The organism is Pedobacter sp. GR22-10 (assembly GCF_026239715.1).
Lineage (GTDB): Bacteria > Bacteroidota > Bacteroidia > Sphingobacteriales > Sphingobacteriaceae > Pedobacter.
This window is the reverse complement of the sequence record NZ_JAPIVR010000009.1, coordinates 1-18,205: the sequence shown is the minus strand read 5'-3', so window position 1 is coordinate 18,205 and position 18,205 is coordinate 1. Positions and strand designations below refer to the sequence as shown.

Sequence of the window (18,205 nt, the reverse complement as noted above, 5' to 3'; positions counted from 1 at the left end):
ATGTTCAATCAAATAAAAGACCTGGCCGGAGGTGAACTTTACCTCATCAGCTCGCTGATCATGTTTATGGTATTTTTCATTATCGTAGGCATTTACCTCCTTAAATTAAATAAAAAGCATATCGAAGTCATGAGCGAACTGCCAATCCAGGAAAATCAATCTATAGGGTATGAAGAAAATTAGTTTATTTATTTTGTTGCTGTTTGGTCAGGTGTTGGCGTTTGCAGCAGATGAGAAAACAGTGTCCGAAAATGTAAAGCCTTCAGCGTCATCACTTGGCCTTACGCAATCAGAATTATTGATCATTATTTTATTACTATTTGCTGTAGTACTGGTGTTTGTGTCGCTTACCTTACTCAACGCTTTCAAGGTAATGTATAAGGAGCAGCTTCATCCTACACCTTATTTATCACCAGAGAAAGCTGAACAATTAAACTACGACGAATGGTTAAAGCGACGAAAAAAAGGCTACTCCATCTGGGAAAAATTGCTGAGTTTAAAACCGATTGAGCAGGAAAAAGAGCTGGAAATTGATCACGCCTATGATGGTATTAAAGAACTGAATAATCCGGTTCCGGCCTGGTTTAACTTCTTGTTTTTTGGTACCATGATTATTGCGGCGGGTTACCTGTTCTATTACCACATTGGTGGCTATGGCGATCTCCAGGATCAGGAGTATAAGAATGAAATGGCACAGGCACAGGTTGAAAAAGCAGCATACCTGCAGAAATCAGCAAATGCAATTGATGAAAATACGGTAAAAGTTGATATCACAGAAACGGTATTGGCTGAAGGGAAGAATATTTTCGAAGGAAACTGTAAAGTATGCCATGGTGATAAGGGGCAGGGAATTATCGGTGCGAATTTAACTGATGATTACTGGTTACATGGTGGAGGTATTAACAATGTCTTCAAAACCATCAAATACGGTGTGCCTGAGAAAGGGATGATCAGCTGGGAGAAAAACCTGAGCCCTAAACAAATCAGTGCCGTAGCCAACTACATTTTATCACTGGCCGGTACCCATCCGGCAGGGGCTAAGGCTGCACAGGGAGAAAAGTACGAAGAAAAAGATCCACAGGACAATGCCATGAAAGCACCCGCCGATAGTTTGAAAACAACGAATGCTACAAAATAATCAGCAAAAGGAAAGTAAGGGCAGGGATTTTCTATATCCTAAAAAGCCAGCGGGAAGACTATATACTTACCGGAAATGGGTAAGCTATGGGCTGCTTTTGCTTTTATTCTCTTGTCCTTTTTTAAAATTGAATGGTGAGCAGTGGGTGCTATTAAATTTCATCGAACGAAAATTTGTATTCTTCGGACTGATTTTTACTCCGCAGGATTTCTATCTTTTCGCATTGGCCATGCTCATATTCATCATTTTTATTGTCTGTTTTACAGTGGTTTTGGGCAGGCTTTGGTGTGGTTGGGCCTGCCCGCAAACCATTTTTATGGAAATGGTGTTCCGGAGAATAGAATTCTGGATAGAGGGTGATAAGCAAAAACAAATCAAACTAAATGCTCAGCCCTGGAATATGGACAAGATTTTAAAAAAATCGGCTAAACATTTTCTCTTTTTAGTGATTTCATTTGCCATTGCCAATACCTTTTTAGCCTATCTTATTGGTTCCGAAAAACTATCTAGCATCATTACAGAACCTGTTCGTCAGCATGTATCAGGCTTTATTTCCATCTGGCTTTTTACCTTTCTGTTTTATGCTGTTTTCGCCTATGTGCGTGAGGTGGTTTGTACGGTAATTTGTCCTTATGGCAGGTTACAGGGTGTTTTATTGGATAACCAAAGTCTGATTGTCGCCTATGATGTTAATCGTGGTGAACCCAGAGGGAAAATTCAGAGACAAAATGTAGCTGAAGCTAAAGGCGATTGCATAGATTGTGGATTATGCGTACAGGTTTGTCCGACAGGCATAGACATCAGAAAGGGAACACAGCTGGAATGTGTAAATTGTACGGCCTGTATTGATGCCTGTGATGAAGTGATGCTAAAAATCAATCGACCAGAACGCCTAATTGGATTTTATAATCAGGATTACATCAGCCAGCAGAAGCCATTTAAAATAGGGGCCAAAGCCTATGGCTATGCAGCTGTCCTAGTTATGGTATGCATGGTTTTTTCTGCCCTCATCTATAAAAGATCATCTATAGAAACCACTGTATTAAGGGCAAGTGGTACGCTTTATCAAAACAGGGGAAGCAATCAAACCAGCAATCTGTATAATGCAGAGCTGATCAATAAAACCAATAAAACGGTAATGTTTGAATTCAGGGCGAAAGATCAACATGATCAGATCGAATTTATACAGGCGGCAAATGTGCTTCCGAAGGATGGATCTGCACAAATCACTTTCTTTCTCATCCGGAATAACCGCCAGATTAAGGAATATAAATCAGATGCTGCATTTGAAGTGGTGGTGGATGGAAAAGTTTTAAGCCAGGCCAGCACCAGTTTTTTTGCACCGCCTGATAACGAATAAAAATAAAAAAAGATGACGATGAACTGGGGTACTAAAATTTTATTGGGAATGGGCTGTTTCATGCTTTTCATCATAGCAATGGTAGGTTATATGTTTGCCAAACATGATGGCGATGCTTTAGTGGAAGAGGATTATTATGAAAAAGGGATTAACTACAATACCACCTATAATGCAGCACAAAACATGCTGAATGATGATGCGCAGCCGAAAATTACAGTTGATCAAAAGCAATTGGTTATCCGTTTAAAAGACAGTGCCAGCTACCAGCTCGTATTGATGCGGCCATCAAACAAAGCCGAAGATTTAAAGTTTGATGGTAAAACCATCGGACCTGATCACCTGATTCTGGTAAGTCGCGCTCATTTACCAAAGGGGATGTGGTTTCTCCATATGCAGTGGCGCAGTCATGGGAAGGACTATTTGTATCAAAGCAACCTCACGCTATGACGGATTTCCTGCCATTAGCTTTTTTAATGGGCCTGTTTGGCAGTTTGCACTGTGCTGTCATGTGTGGACCCATTATGCTGGGCATGCCTTTTCAGAAACAACATTTTTTAGGTGCTGCCTTCCAATTGCTTATGTATCAGTTCGGAAGAATTTTTGTTTATGTGGTTTTAGGCTTATGCGCAGGCGCACTTGGCGGCAGTATCGCTGTTTTTAGCAATCAGCAAATACTCAGCACCATTATTGGTATACTACTGATTTTTTTTACCTTATTGCAACTTGTTCCGCAGTATGTAAGGCATTTTGCTACGTTACAAAATCATTTATTGCGTCCTATCAGTAAGCTAATGGCTTACGTATTCCAGTTGCCGCTCCGGGGATTTTTTGCCGGCGCTATAAATGGAATTATTCCCTGTGGAATGGTTTACCTGGCGCTGGCTACCGCCCTCAATACCGGAAGTTTTAAAGCTGGTGGGGTTTTCATGTTTTTATTCGGGATTGGAACCACACCGCTGATGCTGATGGTTTCACTGGGCGGAATTTTCATCAAAAGATATATTCCTTTCAACACACAAAGGCTTATTCCCTGGTTGATGTTTACCATGGGGATGCTGCTAATTATCCGGTCTGCAAATCTTGGTATTCCTTATTTATCTCCCGCACCGATGGGGATGTATGGCAGGGCGGTAGATTGTAAATAATTTTTTTACTCATCGTTCAAAAATTTCAGTTCATTTACGAAACCATCTTTGATCGTCATCAAAAAAGTTAATCCTTAGGATTAATGATTTGTCGATCAACCTGCCATTGTTATTCTTCTGCTTAAATTAAATAATATGTAAGCTTATGGATACGGTTCTACCAGGAATATTTCAAATGAAATGGCGTATGGTTAGGCGTTGAATGTTCTGCTTTTCTTTGTTTTTTACCATACTAAACGGTTTAAGGACTAAAATATGTCCGCATCTTATTTGGACTTGATCTAAATAAGATTTATATTTGCGGCATAAAAAAAATGCCACACGGTTCAGACCCGTGTGGCTACCGGAAAACCGGCTCACCTTTAATCTCCATTAAAAGTTATGCAAATTAAGAAAATTTTGCTATTAGGCATGCTATGTGCCTTTGTAATTTTTGCCTCCGCCCAAAACCGCATTTCCGGTATCTCGGGGCAAATCAAAAGTGCTTCTGGTCAGCCCGTTTCAGGCGCTACCGTCAAGATCCAGAAAACCAATTATGTAACGGTATCTGATGAGAAGGGAAGTTTCAAAATTTCTCAGGTTAAAGCCGGGAATTATCAGATTCAGATTTCTGCCGTTGGTTTCAAAACAATTAAAAAGGAAATAAGCGTATCCGAAAATGAGGATCAAAAGTTAAGTTTCAGTCTTGCCGAATCTTCAGAAGACATGGAAACGGTAAATGTGATTGGCAGAACGGCAAATCAACAGGTAAACCGCCAGGCTTTTAACGTGACTTCTATCGATGCCAAAAAATTACATAACAGTACTTTAGATATCTCTCATGCACTCGATCGTGTATCTGGTGTCCGCGTGAGAGAGGCTGGAGGATTGGGATCTAGAATGGATTTCTCGTTAAACGGATTTACCGGTCGGCAGGTGAAATTTTTTATCGATGGTATACCTATGGATAATTTTGGCTCATCCTTCCAGATCAACAATATTCCGATCAACCTGGCACAACGTGTAGAAGTGTATAAAGGGGTGGTTCCGGTTTGGTTGGGCTCAGACGCTTTGGGTGGCGCCATCAACATTGTAACTGACAATACCACAAAAAGTTACATTGATGCTTCTTATTCTTATGGTTCATTTAATACCCATAAAACAGCTATCAATGCCGGTTATACTTCGCCGTCAGGTTTTAAGGTACAACTGAATGCCTTCCAGAATTATTCTGATAACGATTATAAAGTAACTACAGATGTGGCTTCTTTTGATGGTCGTTACTTCAGAAATCAGGTAGTGAAACGCTTTAACGATACTTACCATAATGAAACAATAATTGTAGGTGCAGGAGTGGTTAATAAATCATTCGCAGATCAGCTGATGTTTGGTTTAACCGCTGGAAAAAACTATGCAGAAGTACAAACAGGTGCCCGGATGGTCAGTGTTTTCGGCGATTGGCACAGAAGAGGAAGCATTTTAATGCCAACTGTGAAGTATCAGAAAAAAGATTTATTTACCAAAGGACTTGATCTTCGTATCAATGGTAACTTCAATTTTGGTACCGAACAAAATATCGATACCGTGTATCGCCGTTACAACTGGTTCCAGGAGTATAAGCAATACCCGGGTGCTGGTAGCGAAAGGGAACGTTCCATGTATAAATTCCGTAACAATAATGGATTGGCCACTGCCAACTTAACGTATACCCTTAATGAGCGTCATTCCTTTTCATTAAATAATGTTTACAATTCGTTTAACAGAAAAGGTTCTGATGAACTCTTCCCGCAAAACCAAAATTACGAGCAACCCCGTAAAAACAATAAAAATGTGTTAGGATTAGGGTATAAATTCAGCCCTTCAGAAAAATGGAACACCTCTGTTTTCGCCAAACAGTTTTATCAATCGAATAAATATGCACAGAGTTACAATCCAAGTGGAAACTGGGGTGATGTAGCCTATCTTCAGCAGGAAAACAGCTACAGCAAAACAGGTTATGGTATTGCATCAACTTATTTTATTGTCCCTAACTTTCAGTTGAAAGCCTCTTTCGAAAAAAGCTACCGACTGCCGGAAACGGATGAACTTTTTGGTGATTTATTAAACCTGGAAGGAAATATCAACCTGAAACCTGAGCAAAGCAATAACTACAACCTGGGCTTCAGCTATCAGGCACAGCTAAATCAGATTCACCGTTTTAGCTTTGATGGTAATGTAATGTACCGCGATGCGAAAGACTTTATCAGGCCGCAATTAAATAATAATCAAACCAAACAGGTAAATGGCAACCTGGCTGATGTAACCAATTTAGGTTTCGAATCTGAAGTGCGTTATTCTTACAAGCAGTTATTTACCGCAGGGGTAAATCTTACTTACCAGAACTTAAGAAACAATACCCGTTTTGAACAGGGGCAAACCATGGAAAGTCCATTGTACAGGGATCGTATCCCTAACATGCCTTATCTTTTTGGTAACGCTGATGCTTCGCTATTCTTCAATAACGTAGGTAAGAAAGGCAATACGTTAACCCTTGGCTACAATGTATTGTATGTTCATGCTTATTACCTATCGTGGCCAAGTCAGGGTACTGCTGATACGAAATATGATATCCCGAGACAATGGATGCAGGATGTTAATGCAGTTTATACATTAGGCGGTGGTAAGTACAACATTGGTTTAGAATGTAAAAACCTGGTGAACAACCGCATCTACGATAACTTTTCATTACAAAAACCAGGCAGAGCATTTTATGCTAAAGTGAGGTATTTTTTCAGTACTAACAGATCATAAATTTTTATACATACGAATATGAAAACTAAATATTTACTTCCATTTTTAAGTTTATTGTTGGTTACCTTGTTTGCGGCCTGCGATAAAGAACTGGATTCTTCAGAAGTTGTAGACGTGGATAACGAGCTTACCGGAGCAACTAAATTTATCATTTCCGCAACACCTGTGGGTACCACAGGCATCGCCGATTATTTATTGACTGCCAATAGCTTAGATGCAGGAACGGTGACTACACAAGGAAACGGCATTGAGCAAGACGGTTCTTACCGTTATTATTTAACCCATAGAAACCGGTTTTTTAGCTTGTTGTACGGACAAGGGAACCCGGGTGCAGTAACCACTTATCGATTAGACGGTACCGGAAAGTTAAATAAACTCACCAATTTTCAAACTGAAACAGTTCAGCTTTTTGCACCAGCGAAGGATGATATATTTATTGCGAAAATACCGAGATCAGGAAATGAATTTTCAAGTTTCTTTAGGATTGATGCCCGTAAATACCAAATTGTTGGGGAGCAGCAGGTGAACATTGTAAAATTAGCGGGAAACAGGGAACGCGCACATTTTACATGGGCAACTCAAGTGGGTGAAAAACTTTTTATCCCTTATATGAGCATCAAAGGTGCAGCACCGGATGTTTTTGGTACTGCTTATCCTGATAGTTCGTGGGTGGCCGTTTACAGTTACCCGGAATTAAAACTGGAGAAAGTGATAAAAGACAACCGTACGAGTTATATCGGTGCTTACTTTGTAAATGGTTTAGTGGAAATCGAAAATGGCGATGCTTATGCTTTCTCCTATGCTTCTGCAACCAATTCCGGAACGCCAAGCTCTAAAAATCCCTCTGCAGTAATCCGGATTAATAAAGGGACGACTGAGTTTGATAAAAGCTATTTTTTAAATGTTCAGGAATTGTCTGGCGGTTACCACATGGCTGGTCAGAGCTATGTAGGCATGGGTAAATTTGTAGTGCAGATGTACCCGCAAGCCAATTCGATTGCAGGCGCAGCCAGAAAGTTTGCCATTGTAGATGTAATTAACAAAACGTTTAAATGGGTAACAGGCATACCAGCTGATATAACCAGGACAACCACAATTAATAACTATTCCCCGAGAGATGGAAGAACAGGTTATATTGGAATCACCACAGCCAGCGAAGGAAGTTATGTTTATGTTTTTGATGCCGACATCGCCGCTGCAAAAAAAGGTTTAAAGGTTGAAGGTGGAACAATTACCGCAATCAATGCGCTTCAATATTAATTAAGCATTTCTCATTTCAATTAACAAGATAATGGCAACAGCAAACAACTCTAATCCGGCGAAGAAAAAAGTGAAAGATTCGCAATTTACCAGAATTAACAAATGGCTTCATCTCTGGCTCGGTCTTGTATCTGGTGTCATTGTTTTAATGGTTTGTATAACAGGCTGCATCTGGGTTTTTAATGAAGAGATCACCGGATTACTGGAGCCTGAAAGCAAGATAGAAAAGCAAGATAAGCCAGTGATCACGCCATCTCAGCTCACCTCGATTGCTGCCCGCTTATTTCCGGACAAATCGCCGGTTTATGCGAATTACCAGCAGGGAAGGGCAATTAACTTAAATTTGAAAGGCGCAAAAGAGGAAGGCCGCAGGGGTGGTGGAACAACTTTAACCATTAATCCTTACACTGGCCGGGTGATCAGCAAAGTGGTACACAAAAAAGGTGAGGTAGATTTCTTCCGCTTTATCCTGAACGGACACCGTTTCCTTTGGCTGCCCTATGCCATTGGCCGGCCAATTGTGAATTATGGAACACTCATCTTCGTTATCCTATTGATTACAGGTTTGATCTGGTGGTATCCTAAAAAATGGAACAAATCTACCCGTGATAAAAGTTTCAAAATCAAATGGGGTGCATCATTCAAACGTGTTAATTTGGATTTGCATAATGTATTGGGGTTTTATTCGCTCATCTTTTTATTGTTCATCGCATTAACCGGAATGGTTTATGGCATCAGGTGGTATAGCGAAGGCTTATACTGGGTAACCAGTGGTGGCGAAAAGTTGGGTGAATTTGATCGCCTGGCATCTGATTCACTACAGGCAGGGAAATTCTACACACCAGAAAAGGCAATGGATTTAGCCTGGAATACCGTAATTAAAAAACATCCAAAATCAGAAGGTTTTTATTATAATTTCCCGGATACTTCCAAAGCAAAGGCAACCATTAATATTACGGTTTATCCTGATAAGGGGCAATTTTACAATAACCAAAGTTATACTTTTGATCAGCATACGCTACAAGAATTAAAAGGAAAAGGTGTCTATTCAGTGCCTTACGAAGCTTCTGGTTTTGGTGGCAAGTTAAGGAAAATGAATTATGATATCCATGTGGGCAGTATCCTGGGTTTCCCGGGCAAAGTACTGGCCTTTCTGGCATCCCTGATTGGCGCGAGTTTACCAATCACAGGTTTTCTGATTTGGTATGGACGTAAGTTTAAGAAAAAAGGAAAGGCTAAGGAACCTTTAAAAACGGAGGGATCAAATCCGCTGCAGCATGGTAAGCCAAGAGCTAGGATACCTGTTAGAAAAATGGAGAATGTTATAAATTAAGTATACTCAATCATCCTTCCGAACCTCATTCGTGATCTGTTATCATGTCACAAATAACATTATAAACAAGACTGCAAAATCAATTAAATTTGATTTTGCAGTCTTGTTCTAAACAGCTGTTAAGCTTGTTTTACTTTTTTTGCCCGTCCGCCTTCGGCTTTTTCGGGTTGTTGTATGGATAAGATCAAATCGATGCTTTCAGAATTGACTTCATATTCAGCTGCAATTTTTTCCCATTTTACTAATTCCGACTGCAGATTTTCAATCTCCTTACTTAAAGATTCTATCTTGGTTTGTATCGATTTTCTTACGTTTAAATTTGCCATAACACAAAATTATCATTTGAATATGAAATGAATCATGCTTTTATTCACATCCGTAAAATAAATTTGACTACTGGTTGTTATTCAGTGTTTTAGGTAGCCGGAGATTTTTCAACATTTTTTATTTGTTGTTGTTGATATGTTTTTAAGTGCTGCTATCCAGCTGGAAAGCCTTTTTAACCGCTAAAATCCAACTGATGGTTTTTGATGAATAGCGGCAAAATGCTAAATTTACGCTTCGCTTTTGTACGAAGTAAGAAAGCAACAAGGAAACCGAACAACATTAATTTGCAACTGTCTATTTTATCTTTTCAGCAAGGGCAACAAGCTCCGGTGCTCGATTTTCGGTATGTGATCACCGAGGCCGCGCATTATATCATGGCGCTCAATTTTCAGCAGGAATTTGACTTGTTATACATCGATCTTCGTCCCAAAGGGGAAGGTAAGGAAGGTATTGCCGGATTCAAATTCAGCAGGGATGCGAAGAAAACCATGCACCCGGAGATTTATGATCACCTGGCGCTGATTGATATTTCGTCCGTTTGCGCGGCCAGTATCCATCAATATGGAAAAGAAATCATCAGGGTTGAAAAAGCTAATTTTCCCTCAGATGCAGCCATGATGGTTACTGCAGGCTGTGGTGATGATTATGTACGCTTCAGCAAACATTTACTCCCGGTGTCCCGGCATTTTCTGCTTCGCCCCATGCACACGCAATGGAATACCATTTTAAAGGCTTTTGATTTTTTTCTGATGGAAGGTGTATGGGAGGCGGTAATGTATGTTTCAGAATGGATAGCTGAACATTTGGGGGCAGGAACCATCAGCCATGCCATTTTGCTGGAGGGTTTAAGCAGCCATGCATGTTATCCCATGCTTTGTACGGCAATGGAAAATTTCCTGACGCAGCGGTATCCGCTTACTAAAAAAAGACTGGAACTGAACATCAGTCACTAAAAATACTGGTCAATACTCAGTCCGTAAGTAAGGTTCAGGTTTTCTCTTCCGGTAATATTCAATTTATTGTAATTCAGGGCCGTAGTCAGGCTGATCCATTTTCGCAGTTTCAAGCCAACAGAAGTCACCGATCTGATGATATGGTCGCCTTTCCGGCTAAAGGAGTTTTGAAGAAAGTGGCTGCCATCAATCACAATGATTTCCTTAATGGCAAAATGATATTGTAAACGCAGGGAATTGCGATAGGTATTATAGCTTTCGCCAACGATCAGGCTACTCTGGTCAAATAATACCCCGTCACTTAAATTGACATAAGCATTTGGTTTATCCAGAAAGCTATAGGCAATACCGCCACCCGCAAGCAACTGGTTTTTCAGTTTTAATGAATAGCTGGTATTGTAATTCAGCAATCCCCAGTAATAAAAATGTGGAAAGGTTTTATAAAGATTAAAGTTTAGGGTAGAGGAAAAGTCATTGTTACTGAGGTTGTTGTTTTGTTTGCCATAAAGCCAGCTGGAAGAAGAATTTAAAACGAAATGTTCCCTTTTCATTCCTAGATTCAGGGCATTGTTTAACAAATAAGCTTTGTCTTCATTGGTACGGTTAACTGATCCGGTAGAAGAAAGCGCGATATGGTACCTGGTGGAATCGCTGTATTGTGCTTTCAGTTCAAGATGAAGAATTGTGCCTAAGATTAGGAGTAAAGTTAGCCGCATCTAAGGTTAACAGCAATGCGCTTGCTATGTTTGGCTTTTTTACAAAATGATGATTGGCAGGCCGGATTAAAACCATGCCTTCCCTTTTCATGTTATTTTAAATCATCATAACATAAAAACCGACAATATGAAAAAGCAGAAAACCCCGGCAAAACAGGAGCAGCAACCCGGAATCGAAGCTGTAATGCATCCTGCTCCCGAAGTAATTAAAGCCAGCTATAAAGGTTCAGGAAAGCTGAAAGATAAGGTTGCATTAATTACCGGTGGTGATAGTGGCATCGGACGTGCTGTTGCCGTTCACTTTGCCCGTGAAGGTGCTCATGTGGCCATTGTATACCTGAATGAGGATACTGATGCCGACGAAACAAAAAAAATGATTGAAAATGAAAGCCGTAAGTGCATACTGATTAAGGGCGACGTAAAGAAATCTGATTTCTGCAAAAAAGCGGTGCAGAAAACCGTTAAAACATTTGGCCAGCTTAACATTCTGGTCAATAATGCAGGTATGCAGGTTCCACAAAAAGATCCTAAAAAAATAGATGAGCAACAACTTGAAGATACTTTCCGGACCAATATTTTTGGTTATTTCTATTTTGCAAATGAAGTATTGGAACATTTTAAGGCAGGCGATTGCATCATCAATACCACCTCCGTAACGGCTTACCGCTCTTCTCCAAACCTCATTGATTATTCTGCTACAAAGGGTGCTATCACATCCTTTACCCGGTCGCTGGCTACTAATCTGGCTAAAACAGGCATTCGTGTAAATGCAGTGGCTCCCGGCCCGGTGTGGACACCACTGATCGTTTCAACCTTTGATGAGGAAAAAATTAAATCATTCGGTTCAGAAACAGCGATGGAAAGGGCAGGTCAACCCTCAGAAGTGGGACCGGCTTATGTATTTCTGGCGAGTGAAGATGCCTCATTCATTACCGGTCAGGTGATTCATGTCAATGGCGGCGAAGTGGTAAATGGTTAGGTTTATCCATAAAAAATCACTAACATTATATGCATAGGGGAAATTGATCCGCTTTAACATTCATGTCTGCCGAACAATTGAAACATAAGGATATTAAACCCGCAGGTAAAACAGATTGGCGTTTTAAGCTGCATGAGGTTATATATGAATCAAACACACCTGCGGGGAAAGCTTTCGATATCGGTTTGCTCCTGGCGATATTTACCAGCATTATGGTGGTGATGCTGGACAGTGTCATTAGTATTCACCATCAGTACGGTAAGCTGTTTAACAGGCTGGAATGGATTTTTGCTGCCTTATTTACGGTAGAATATATTTTAAGGTTGGTGAGCGTTAGAAAACCCTTACTTTTTGTACTGAGTCCGCTGGGTATTATTGATCTGATTGCGCTGCTTCCTTCTTATTTAAGCATCTTTTTTATTGGCGCACAATCATTGCTGGTGTTCAGGGCTTTGCGGTTGCTTCGGGTATTCAGGATATTTAAACTCGGGCAATTTTTATCAGAGATTAACTTTTTAACCCAGGCACTTAAGGGCAGCTTAAGGAAAATAAGCATTTTTCTGCTTACTGTTTTAACCATTACGGTCATTCTGGGTTCGATCATGTACCTGGTTGAAAAGCGGGAGAATGGTTTCTCCAATATTCCGGAGAGTATTTATTGGGCCATTGTGACCATTACTACAGTAGGCTATGGCGATATTTCGCCCATTACACCAATGGGAAAATTTGTGGCTTCTGTAGTGATGCTGATTGGTTACGCCATTATTGCAGTACCCACCGGTATCATTACCCATGATATCGCAATTGCGGCCAGGCAGAAAAAAGAGTTACCAGAATCCTGTCCCAACTGTAGCCGGGAAGGCCATGACAGTGATGCGCTGTTCTGCAAGTTTTGCGGCTCATCACTGTATCGATAGGTACTAATTGCTGACATAATGCGCTACCCGGATAGCGAAATCATTTAAATCAAACGGCTTATTAATAAAATCTTCCGCCATGCATTTCGCTTTCACCGCACTTAAATGATTGTTGGCCGACATCATCATCACCGGGATATGATGTGTTTTCGCATTTTGTTTAAGCTGGTTACAAATGTCTATTCCATTGGCATCAGGTAGCCTGATATCCAGAATAACCATATCAGGGATACTATCCTGCATCCTTTTCCAGAAATCTGCCGAGTTGGGAAAAGCCTTTACTTCATATAATTCTTCCGTGAGTAGAAATTCGATTATTTCTCTGATGGCCGGATGATCTTCAACAACATAAATGGACTTTTTCATCGCTTGATGTTTTTGTATACAAGCTTAACATCTTTCATTAACAGGTGTTTACGGAAGTTGTTCACAAACCCGGGGTTATTCACCTTTGCCATCAGACCTGTTCCGTTTAGCTGAATTCAATGGCATATAAATGAAACTTTTTTAAAGTCAACAGGGTTGTATTAATGATAAATAAATGAACCATGAAAAATATCTTTTCTACCCTCGCCAAAACAGCTGTTGTTTTACTGTCTGTTTCCGGTTTAAATCAATTGGCATCTGCCCATTATCATCAACCATTAGTCGTGCAAAGCAACATGATGGATATGCCTGTAGAAGTATTCATCAGGCAGGCGATGCTGTCTGGCATGAAAGAAATACAGCTAAGCGGAGTAGCCAGCGAACAATCTGCTGATCCCAAAGTAAAAGCCTTTGCCAAAATGATGATCGATGACCATAGTAAAGTGAATGAGGAATTAAAATCATTGGCGAAGGCTAAAAGCGTGAGTTTACCGATGAGTAAACTTCCGGGTGGAATGCGACCTGATGGGCGGGTAGATTCTCAATTGGAAAACATGAAAGATACCACCAGAAACCAGAATGTGGCTGAAGCAGCCGGAAATATGAAGTCTGCTATCTTACCTCATCCGGATGGTGATACCGAAGCCGAAATATTAAAATCTGTTGAAGACTTAAAGCAAATGAAAGGCACTGCGCTGGATCAGGCATATGTAAAGCTCATGATAAGCGATCACCAGAAGGCCATTGCTTTGTTTGAAGAAGGGGCTAAATCAAAAGATAGCGTAATCAGAAAATTCGCATCCAAACATTTGCCTCATTTGAAAGCGCATTTAAAACAAGTTTCTGCGCTGAATCAATAAAATCGGGTAAATGCCTGGTAAATATTCTTTATTTCAATAAACATAAAAGAGCGATCATGACTGATCGCTCTTTTATGTTTATGCTGTTTCTTCTTCTTCCGCTGCAATGATCATTAAATCTATAGCGTCAATATAAATTGGTTATTAAAAGGGTTGAAAACCCTTTGTGTCAGTTGCAGTTCATACGATCGGACCGATGATTTTATTATCATCGTATCGGTCAAAACTGAAGTCTACATTAAAATCCGAAAAATATTTCGTCACCTGATTCCTTGCGTTCGTCACCTCATTTTGAACGTTCGTCAAATAGATCCTTTAATTTATTAAAGCATAAATAGATTTATAGGAAAATCGTAATGATGAAGTCAATTTCCTTTTTTTACTACCCTTTTTTTGGTAAAGGCTTTTAATTATAGTGTGAAGTATAGTTTAAGTCCTTCTTATGATAATTTATTGGTTGCGTCACTTGATGAATGAACAAATTTTTATTAAAAAAGGTGGAGGAGTTGACGCTGCATTTGATAGATCAAAATAAGCAGTTGCGAGATCAAATTATAACACTTTATAACCAAACTGAAAAAATAAAGGTTGTAGAAAAATATCTAAAAAAATAAGATGATAAATAAATATCTGAGTCTGATAATGAATTGTTACGAGATAATATTAACGAGTATAAATACTAATTAAATACATAATCAATTTAATAAATGAGAGCTAAATTCACATTTTTAATAATAGTGTTTTTGGGAATAAAGTCATATTCTCAACCCATACCAACAGTAGTAAACATCAAAAGCCCAGAAGTTAACGCTTTCAATCGCTTTATCGAAACACCAGTTTCTCAATATTCTGGAGTGCCGAGTATTAGTATTCCTTTGTATGAAATACAAATTAAAGGTATTAGTATACCTATAACACTCGATTATCATGCTGGAGGAATAAGAGTAGACCAGGATGCAACCTGGGTCGGATTGGGATGGAATATTAATTATGGGGGGCAGGTGACAAGAAAATCAAGGGGTGTAGCAGATGAATTTTATTATCTAAAGGGGGATGACCAAAATTCTCAGGGTACTAGTTATTTTATGAATTTACCAAATTTATCGAATTTACCTGATCCCAATAGTATGAGTGCTAGATATGGTAGGATAAGTGATTGTAAGTATGGGAATAACGATTATATGCCTGATGAGTTTTATTATTCATTAATAGGTTATTCAGGGAGATTTATGTTTAGTCAGTCTAAAAAGAAATTCATATTATATCCAAAAGAAGATATTGATGTATTTGCTAACTTAAATGGCAATGAAATAAATTCATTATTTATTAAACTTCCAAGTGGTGTAACTGCATTGTTAGGCGAAGATGGCTATTCAAAACAAGCGCAAAGAGTTAGAAATACTGATACATACATTAAAAATAGTTGGATGGTAAAAAGAATAAGTAATAACTATAATGAGACTATTACATATAATTATGAAAATTTTCAATATAAGCTTGAAAAAATTATTGGACAACAATATAAAATGCATAGTTTATCTAGTCAGAATTTAATTACAAGCGTTTCAAACGATATTACCTATGATAGTAGAATAAAGACAATAACATTCTCTGGCGGTAGAATAGAATTTTTGACAGATTCACGGGAGGATATGCCAAGTCTTGCTTTGAAGGAGATAAAAGTTTTTGATGAAACAAATAAAATCATTAAGCATATCAAATTTAACTATAGTTATTTTTATGGTGACCAATACGAAGGGACTACACAAAACTTTTTCGTTTCATCGGTTCCTACTGATTATAGATTCAAAAGACTTAAGTTAGATCAGGTGTCAATATTGGCAGATAACGAGAAAACTTTAAATTATAATTTAGATTATAACACATCTGAGAAAATGCCATCTAAATATGCCTTCTCTCAAGATCATTGGGGATATTACAATGGAATACCCAATTTATCACAGTTTGGGTTGATACCTAATTTAGCAACCCAATTTATAGGCGGAGATAGGCGAGTTAATCCCGAACTTAGCAAGTTGTTCGCATTAAAATCGATTGTTTATCCAGAAGGAGGAAAAACGGAATTTATTTATGAGAACAATACAGCAGGAGTTAGGGATGTGCCAATTGATTTATTAGCAACATATCAAGATGACAATTTTATTGAAAAATCAGAGTCAATAAATATATCTGGTTGGAGCCGTGCATCAAACTATCCTGCTCCTGATCAAATTATTAACAAAGTAAGATATTTTAAGAAGAGATTTAGTGTTAATGGTATTTCCTTTCCATCAATCAGACAAAATTGGAAGATTAATACAAATTTCGGTATTTCTAATCTCGAAAATAATATTGATTATTATTCTGATAATGTTGAGTTCACACTAAATCGTATAAATAATGATGGCTCTAAAACTTTAGTTAAAAGATTTAATACAACTGATACGCAATTCCCATATGGAAGTGTCAAAACAAGAATTGGTATTGATTCTGCGCAAGTACCTTTATCAATAGGTGAATATGAGATGACAGTTGCAATCACTTACGCAAATTCTCCAAATACTCCAGCCGACTTGCAACCATATAATCTAGGCTTTTCTATTTATTTTAGACAACTTGATGAAACCAAAAGTATGGTAAATGTTGGCGGGCTAAGAGTTAAAAATATCAATAACTATGATAATAATAATTTATTAATCAAGAGAAAAAGATATGAATATCTTAGTCCAGATAACCCAAACTTTACATCTGGGAAGATTATTTCTTTCCCTCAATATCTGCAATATAGAATTAAAGAATTTAATGATAGCCAAGGACGACTGCAAAGGGACTGGATAATTAATTATACTTCTTCTTCAGTTGTTCCGCTTGAAACTACATCAGGTTCTTACGCTGGATATGAATATGTAAATGAATATGATGATGATTTGAACAATAGTCAAAATAGTTTAAAGACTGCCTATCACTTTTCTTTTGAAAGGCCATACTATAGTCAATACTATCCATTTTCTTATATGAGTGAATATGAACCAAAGGAATATATGAGAGGAAAATTACTAGACAAAATCTCTTATATAGGAAATAGGCCGCTTAAAAAAGAAGAATTTGATTATAATTATAAATCTCCTCATCTATCAAATGCAGAAGATGAAGATTTCGTAACAGAAATAAATACAGACTTAATAAGCTGGCAAGGGCTTAAAGGATATGCTCAAACGACTGAATTTTCAAATTTTCCAGATGATTTTTATGACGTAGCAGGTGGTCTTGATTATTGTGTATATTTTAGGTATTCGCCATTTGATAATAGAATAGATGCGCACTATAATCGGCCTATACCAGGGCATCCTGGCGCATTTAGTAATTCAAATTGCCAATATATTCAGTCTGTGCCATATTTTAAACGCACTACAGGGTTCGACAAGATAAGTAAGCGAAAAGTGATTTTATATAACAATCCATATAATCCAATAGTTACTGAAGAAATTTACAATTATGATAAGACACCTATTCACCATCAGATTTCATCAATAATAAATAGTACAAGTAAAGCAAATAATGAATCTGTTTCAAATTTATATGCTTTGGATGAAATGCTTAGTGGTAATGATGAGGTTGCTAGGCAAGCACTTATAAGTAATCATGATTATCTTTCAAAATTAAGCGTAAAAAAATCAAGTAATGATGATGAAGAGATTACAAAAACATTTTATCAGGTTGATCAATCTACTAATCTAGTTTTACCAAAGGCTACACTTAGTAACACAGGAGTTTCAAATACCTTCGAAGAAAGAGAACTTTATAATAAATTTGATAAGAAAGCAAATGTCCTTGAAATTCAAAAGAAATTCGGATTAAAGATTTCTTATTTATATAGCTACAATTTCCAATATCCCATAGCCGAGATCAGGAATGCAGATTATGCTACTGTTGAAGCCATTTTAGGATCAACAACGGTAGCAGACATTGCAGCAGCAAACCCTACTGATTCAGAGATTACGTCCTGGATAAATCAACTGAGGAATTCGACGTCCCTTAAAGATGCCCACATCACTTCTTACACCTACAAACCTTTGGTGGGA

At 38.3% G+C, this 18,205-nt stretch carries 16 protein-coding genes; 13 read left to right on the top strand and 3 right to left on the bottom strand.

Features of this window, described 5'->3' with window-relative positions; translation table 11 throughout:
* The 8 genes from OQX64_RS22040 (at window position 1) to OQX64_RS22005 (ending at window position 9,005) form a co-directional block, all read left to right on the top strand.
* Entirely contained in the window at window positions 1-183 is a 183-nt protein-coding gene (locus OQX64_RS22040; protein WP_265820378.1) for a hypothetical protein, read from the top strand.
* Complete coding sequence (locus tag OQX64_RS22035; protein WP_265820377.1) at window positions 170-1,138, top strand: cbb3-type cytochrome c oxidase N-terminal domain-containing protein; 969 nt, start codon at window positions 170-172, stop codon at window positions 1,136-1,138. The genes OQX64_RS22040 and OQX64_RS22035 overlap by 14 nt, the downstream gene beginning before the upstream one ends.
* The gene (gene ccoG, locus OQX64_RS22030; RefSeq protein WP_265820376.1) at window positions 1,125-2,498 is read left to right on the top strand and encodes a cytochrome c oxidase accessory protein CcoG; all 1,374 of its coding nucleotides are present in this window, start codon (window positions 1,125-1,127) and stop codon (window positions 2,496-2,498) included. Before OQX64_RS22035 ends, ccoG begins: the two co-directional genes overlap by 14 nt.
* A 12-nt stretch (window positions 2,499-2,510) precedes the next feature.
* Window positions 2,511-2,945: a FixH family protein gene (locus OQX64_RS22025; RefSeq protein WP_265820375.1), complete on the top strand. Its 435-nt coding sequence runs from the start codon at window positions 2,511-2,513 to the stop codon at window positions 2,943-2,945.
* Window positions 2,942-3,643, top strand: coding sequence for a sulfite exporter TauE/SafE family protein (locus tag OQX64_RS22020; RefSeq protein ID WP_265820374.1), 702 nt, complete (start codon window positions 2,942-2,944; stop codon window positions 3,641-3,643). The genes OQX64_RS22025 and OQX64_RS22020 overlap by 4 nt, the downstream gene beginning before the upstream one ends.
* Window positions 3,644-4,024: 381 nt before the next feature.
* Window positions 4,025-6,412: a TonB-dependent receptor gene (locus OQX64_RS22015; protein ID WP_265820373.1), complete on the top strand. Its 2,388-nt coding sequence runs from the start codon at window positions 4,025-4,027 to the stop codon at window positions 6,410-6,412.
* Window positions 6,413-6,430: 18 nt separating this feature from the next.
* On the top strand, window positions 6,431-7,672 hold the full coding sequence (locus OQX64_RS22010; protein WP_265820372.1) for a DUF4374 domain-containing protein: 1,242 nt from the start codon (window positions 6,431-6,433) through the stop codon (window positions 7,670-7,672).
* 31 nt (window positions 7,673-7,703) lie between these two features.
* Entirely contained in the window at window positions 7,704-9,005 is a 1,302-nt protein-coding gene (locus OQX64_RS22005; RefSeq protein ID WP_265820371.1) for a PepSY-associated TM helix domain-containing protein, read from the top strand.
* A gap of 119 nt (window positions 9,006-9,124) precedes the next feature.
* Here the strand turns inward: OQX64_RS22005 and OQX64_RS22000 are convergent, their stop codons facing one another.
* Window positions 9,125-9,331 (bottom strand): hypothetical protein, encoded by a 207-nt coding sequence (locus OQX64_RS22000; protein ID WP_088303127.1) that lies wholly within the window; start codon window positions 9,329-9,331, stop codon window positions 9,125-9,127.
* Window positions 9,332-9,550: 219 nt separating this feature from the next.
* On the opposite strand from OQX64_RS22000, the gene OQX64_RS21995 reads away from it, so the two are divergent.
* Window positions 9,551-10,285: a hypothetical protein gene (locus OQX64_RS21995; RefSeq protein ID WP_265820370.1), complete on the top strand. Its 735-nt coding sequence runs from the start codon at window positions 9,551-9,553 to the stop codon at window positions 10,283-10,285.
* On the opposite strand, the gene OQX64_RS21990 is transcribed toward OQX64_RS21995, so the two are convergent.
* Window positions 10,282-11,001, bottom strand: a complete 720-nt coding sequence (locus tag OQX64_RS21990; protein WP_265820369.1) for a DUF481 domain-containing protein — start codon at window positions 10,999-11,001, stop codon at window positions 10,282-10,284. The genes OQX64_RS21995 and OQX64_RS21990 overlap by 4 nt on opposite strands.
* 127 nt (window positions 11,002-11,128) lie before the next feature.
* Here OQX64_RS21990 and OQX64_RS21985 point away from each other — a divergent pair, with 127 nt between their 5' ends.
* Complete coding sequence (locus OQX64_RS21985; protein ID WP_265820368.1) at window positions 11,129-11,980, top strand: SDR family oxidoreductase; 852 nt, start codon at window positions 11,129-11,131, stop codon at window positions 11,978-11,980.
* Window positions 11,981-12,042: 62 nt separating this feature from the next.
* Window positions 12,043-12,897: an ion transporter gene (locus tag OQX64_RS21980; protein ID WP_265820367.1), complete on the top strand. Its 855-nt coding sequence runs from the start codon at window positions 12,043-12,045 to the stop codon at window positions 12,895-12,897.
* 3 nt (window positions 12,898-12,900) lie between these two features.
* Here the strand turns inward: OQX64_RS21980 and OQX64_RS21975 are convergent, their stop codons facing one another.
* Window positions 12,901-13,263, bottom strand: coding sequence for a response regulator (locus OQX64_RS21975; protein ID WP_265820366.1), 363 nt, complete (start codon window positions 13,261-13,263; stop codon window positions 12,901-12,903).
* Between the two features lie 182 nt (window positions 13,264-13,445).
* On the opposite strand from OQX64_RS21975, the gene OQX64_RS21970 reads away from it, so the two are divergent.
* Together OQX64_RS21970 and OQX64_RS21965 are read left to right on the top strand one after the other, a co-directional pair.
* The gene (locus OQX64_RS21970) at window positions 13,446-14,123 is read left to right on the top strand and encodes a DUF4142 domain-containing protein (protein WP_265820365.1); all 678 of its coding nucleotides are present in this window, start codon (window positions 13,446-13,448) and stop codon (window positions 14,121-14,123) included.
* Between the two features lie 707 nt (window positions 14,124-14,830).
* A partial coding sequence (locus OQX64_RS21965; protein WP_265820364.1) for a hypothetical protein occupies window positions 14,831-18,205 on the top strand: 3,375 nt, incomplete at its 3' end.

What these genes read in the sequence shown, in the direction of transcription:
- OQX64_RS22040 (WP_265820378.1), top strand. Translation starts at nt 1, where the DNA reads ATGTTCAATCAAATAAAAGACCTGGCCGGAGGTGAACTTTACCTCATC.
- OQX64_RS22035 (WP_265820377.1), top strand. Translation starts at nt 170, where the DNA reads ATGAAGAAAATTAGTTTATTTATTTTGTTGCTGTTTGGTCAGGTGTTG.
- ccoG (WP_265820376.1), top strand. Translation starts at nt 1,125, where the DNA reads ATGCTACAAAATAATCAGCAAAAGGAAAGTAAGGGCAGGGATTTTCTA.
- OQX64_RS22025 (WP_265820375.1), top strand. Translation starts at nt 2,511, where the DNA reads ATGACGATGAACTGGGGTACTAAAATTTTATTGGGAATGGGCTGTTTC.
- OQX64_RS22020 (WP_265820374.1), top strand. Translation starts at nt 2,942, where the DNA reads ATGACGGATTTCCTGCCATTAGCTTTTTTAATGGGCCTGTTTGGCAGT.
- OQX64_RS22015 (WP_265820373.1), top strand. Translation starts at nt 4,025, where the DNA reads ATGCAAATTAAGAAAATTTTGCTATTAGGCATGCTATGTGCCTTTGTA.
- OQX64_RS22010 (WP_265820372.1), top strand. Translation starts at nt 6,431, where the DNA reads ATGAAAACTAAATATTTACTTCCATTTTTAAGTTTATTGTTGGTTACC.
- OQX64_RS22005 (WP_265820371.1), top strand. Translation starts at nt 7,704, where the DNA reads ATGGCAACAGCAAACAACTCTAATCCGGCGAAGAAAAAAGTGAAAGAT.
- OQX64_RS22000 (WP_088303127.1), bottom strand. Translation starts at nt 9,331, where the DNA reads ATGGCAAATTTAAACGTAAGAAAATCGATACAAACCAAGATAGAATCT.
- OQX64_RS21995 (WP_265820370.1), top strand. Translation starts at nt 9,551, where the DNA reads ATGCTAAATTTACGCTTCGCTTTTGTACGAAGTAAGAAAGCAACAAGG.
- OQX64_RS21990 (WP_265820369.1), bottom strand. Translation starts at nt 11,001, where the DNA reads ATGCGGCTAACTTTACTCCTAATCTTAGGCACAATTCTTCATCTTGAA.
- OQX64_RS21985 (WP_265820368.1), top strand. Translation starts at nt 11,129, where the DNA reads ATGAAAAAGCAGAAAACCCCGGCAAAACAGGAGCAGCAACCCGGAATC.
- OQX64_RS21980 (WP_265820367.1), top strand. Translation starts at nt 12,043, where the DNA reads ATGTCTGCCGAACAATTGAAACATAAGGATATTAAACCCGCAGGTAAA.
- OQX64_RS21975 (WP_265820366.1), bottom strand. Translation starts at nt 13,263, where the DNA reads ATGAAAAAGTCCATTTATGTTGTTGAAGATCATCCGGCCATCAGAGAA.
- OQX64_RS21970 (WP_265820365.1), top strand. Translation starts at nt 13,446, where the DNA reads ATGAAAAATATCTTTTCTACCCTCGCCAAAACAGCTGTTGTTTTACTG.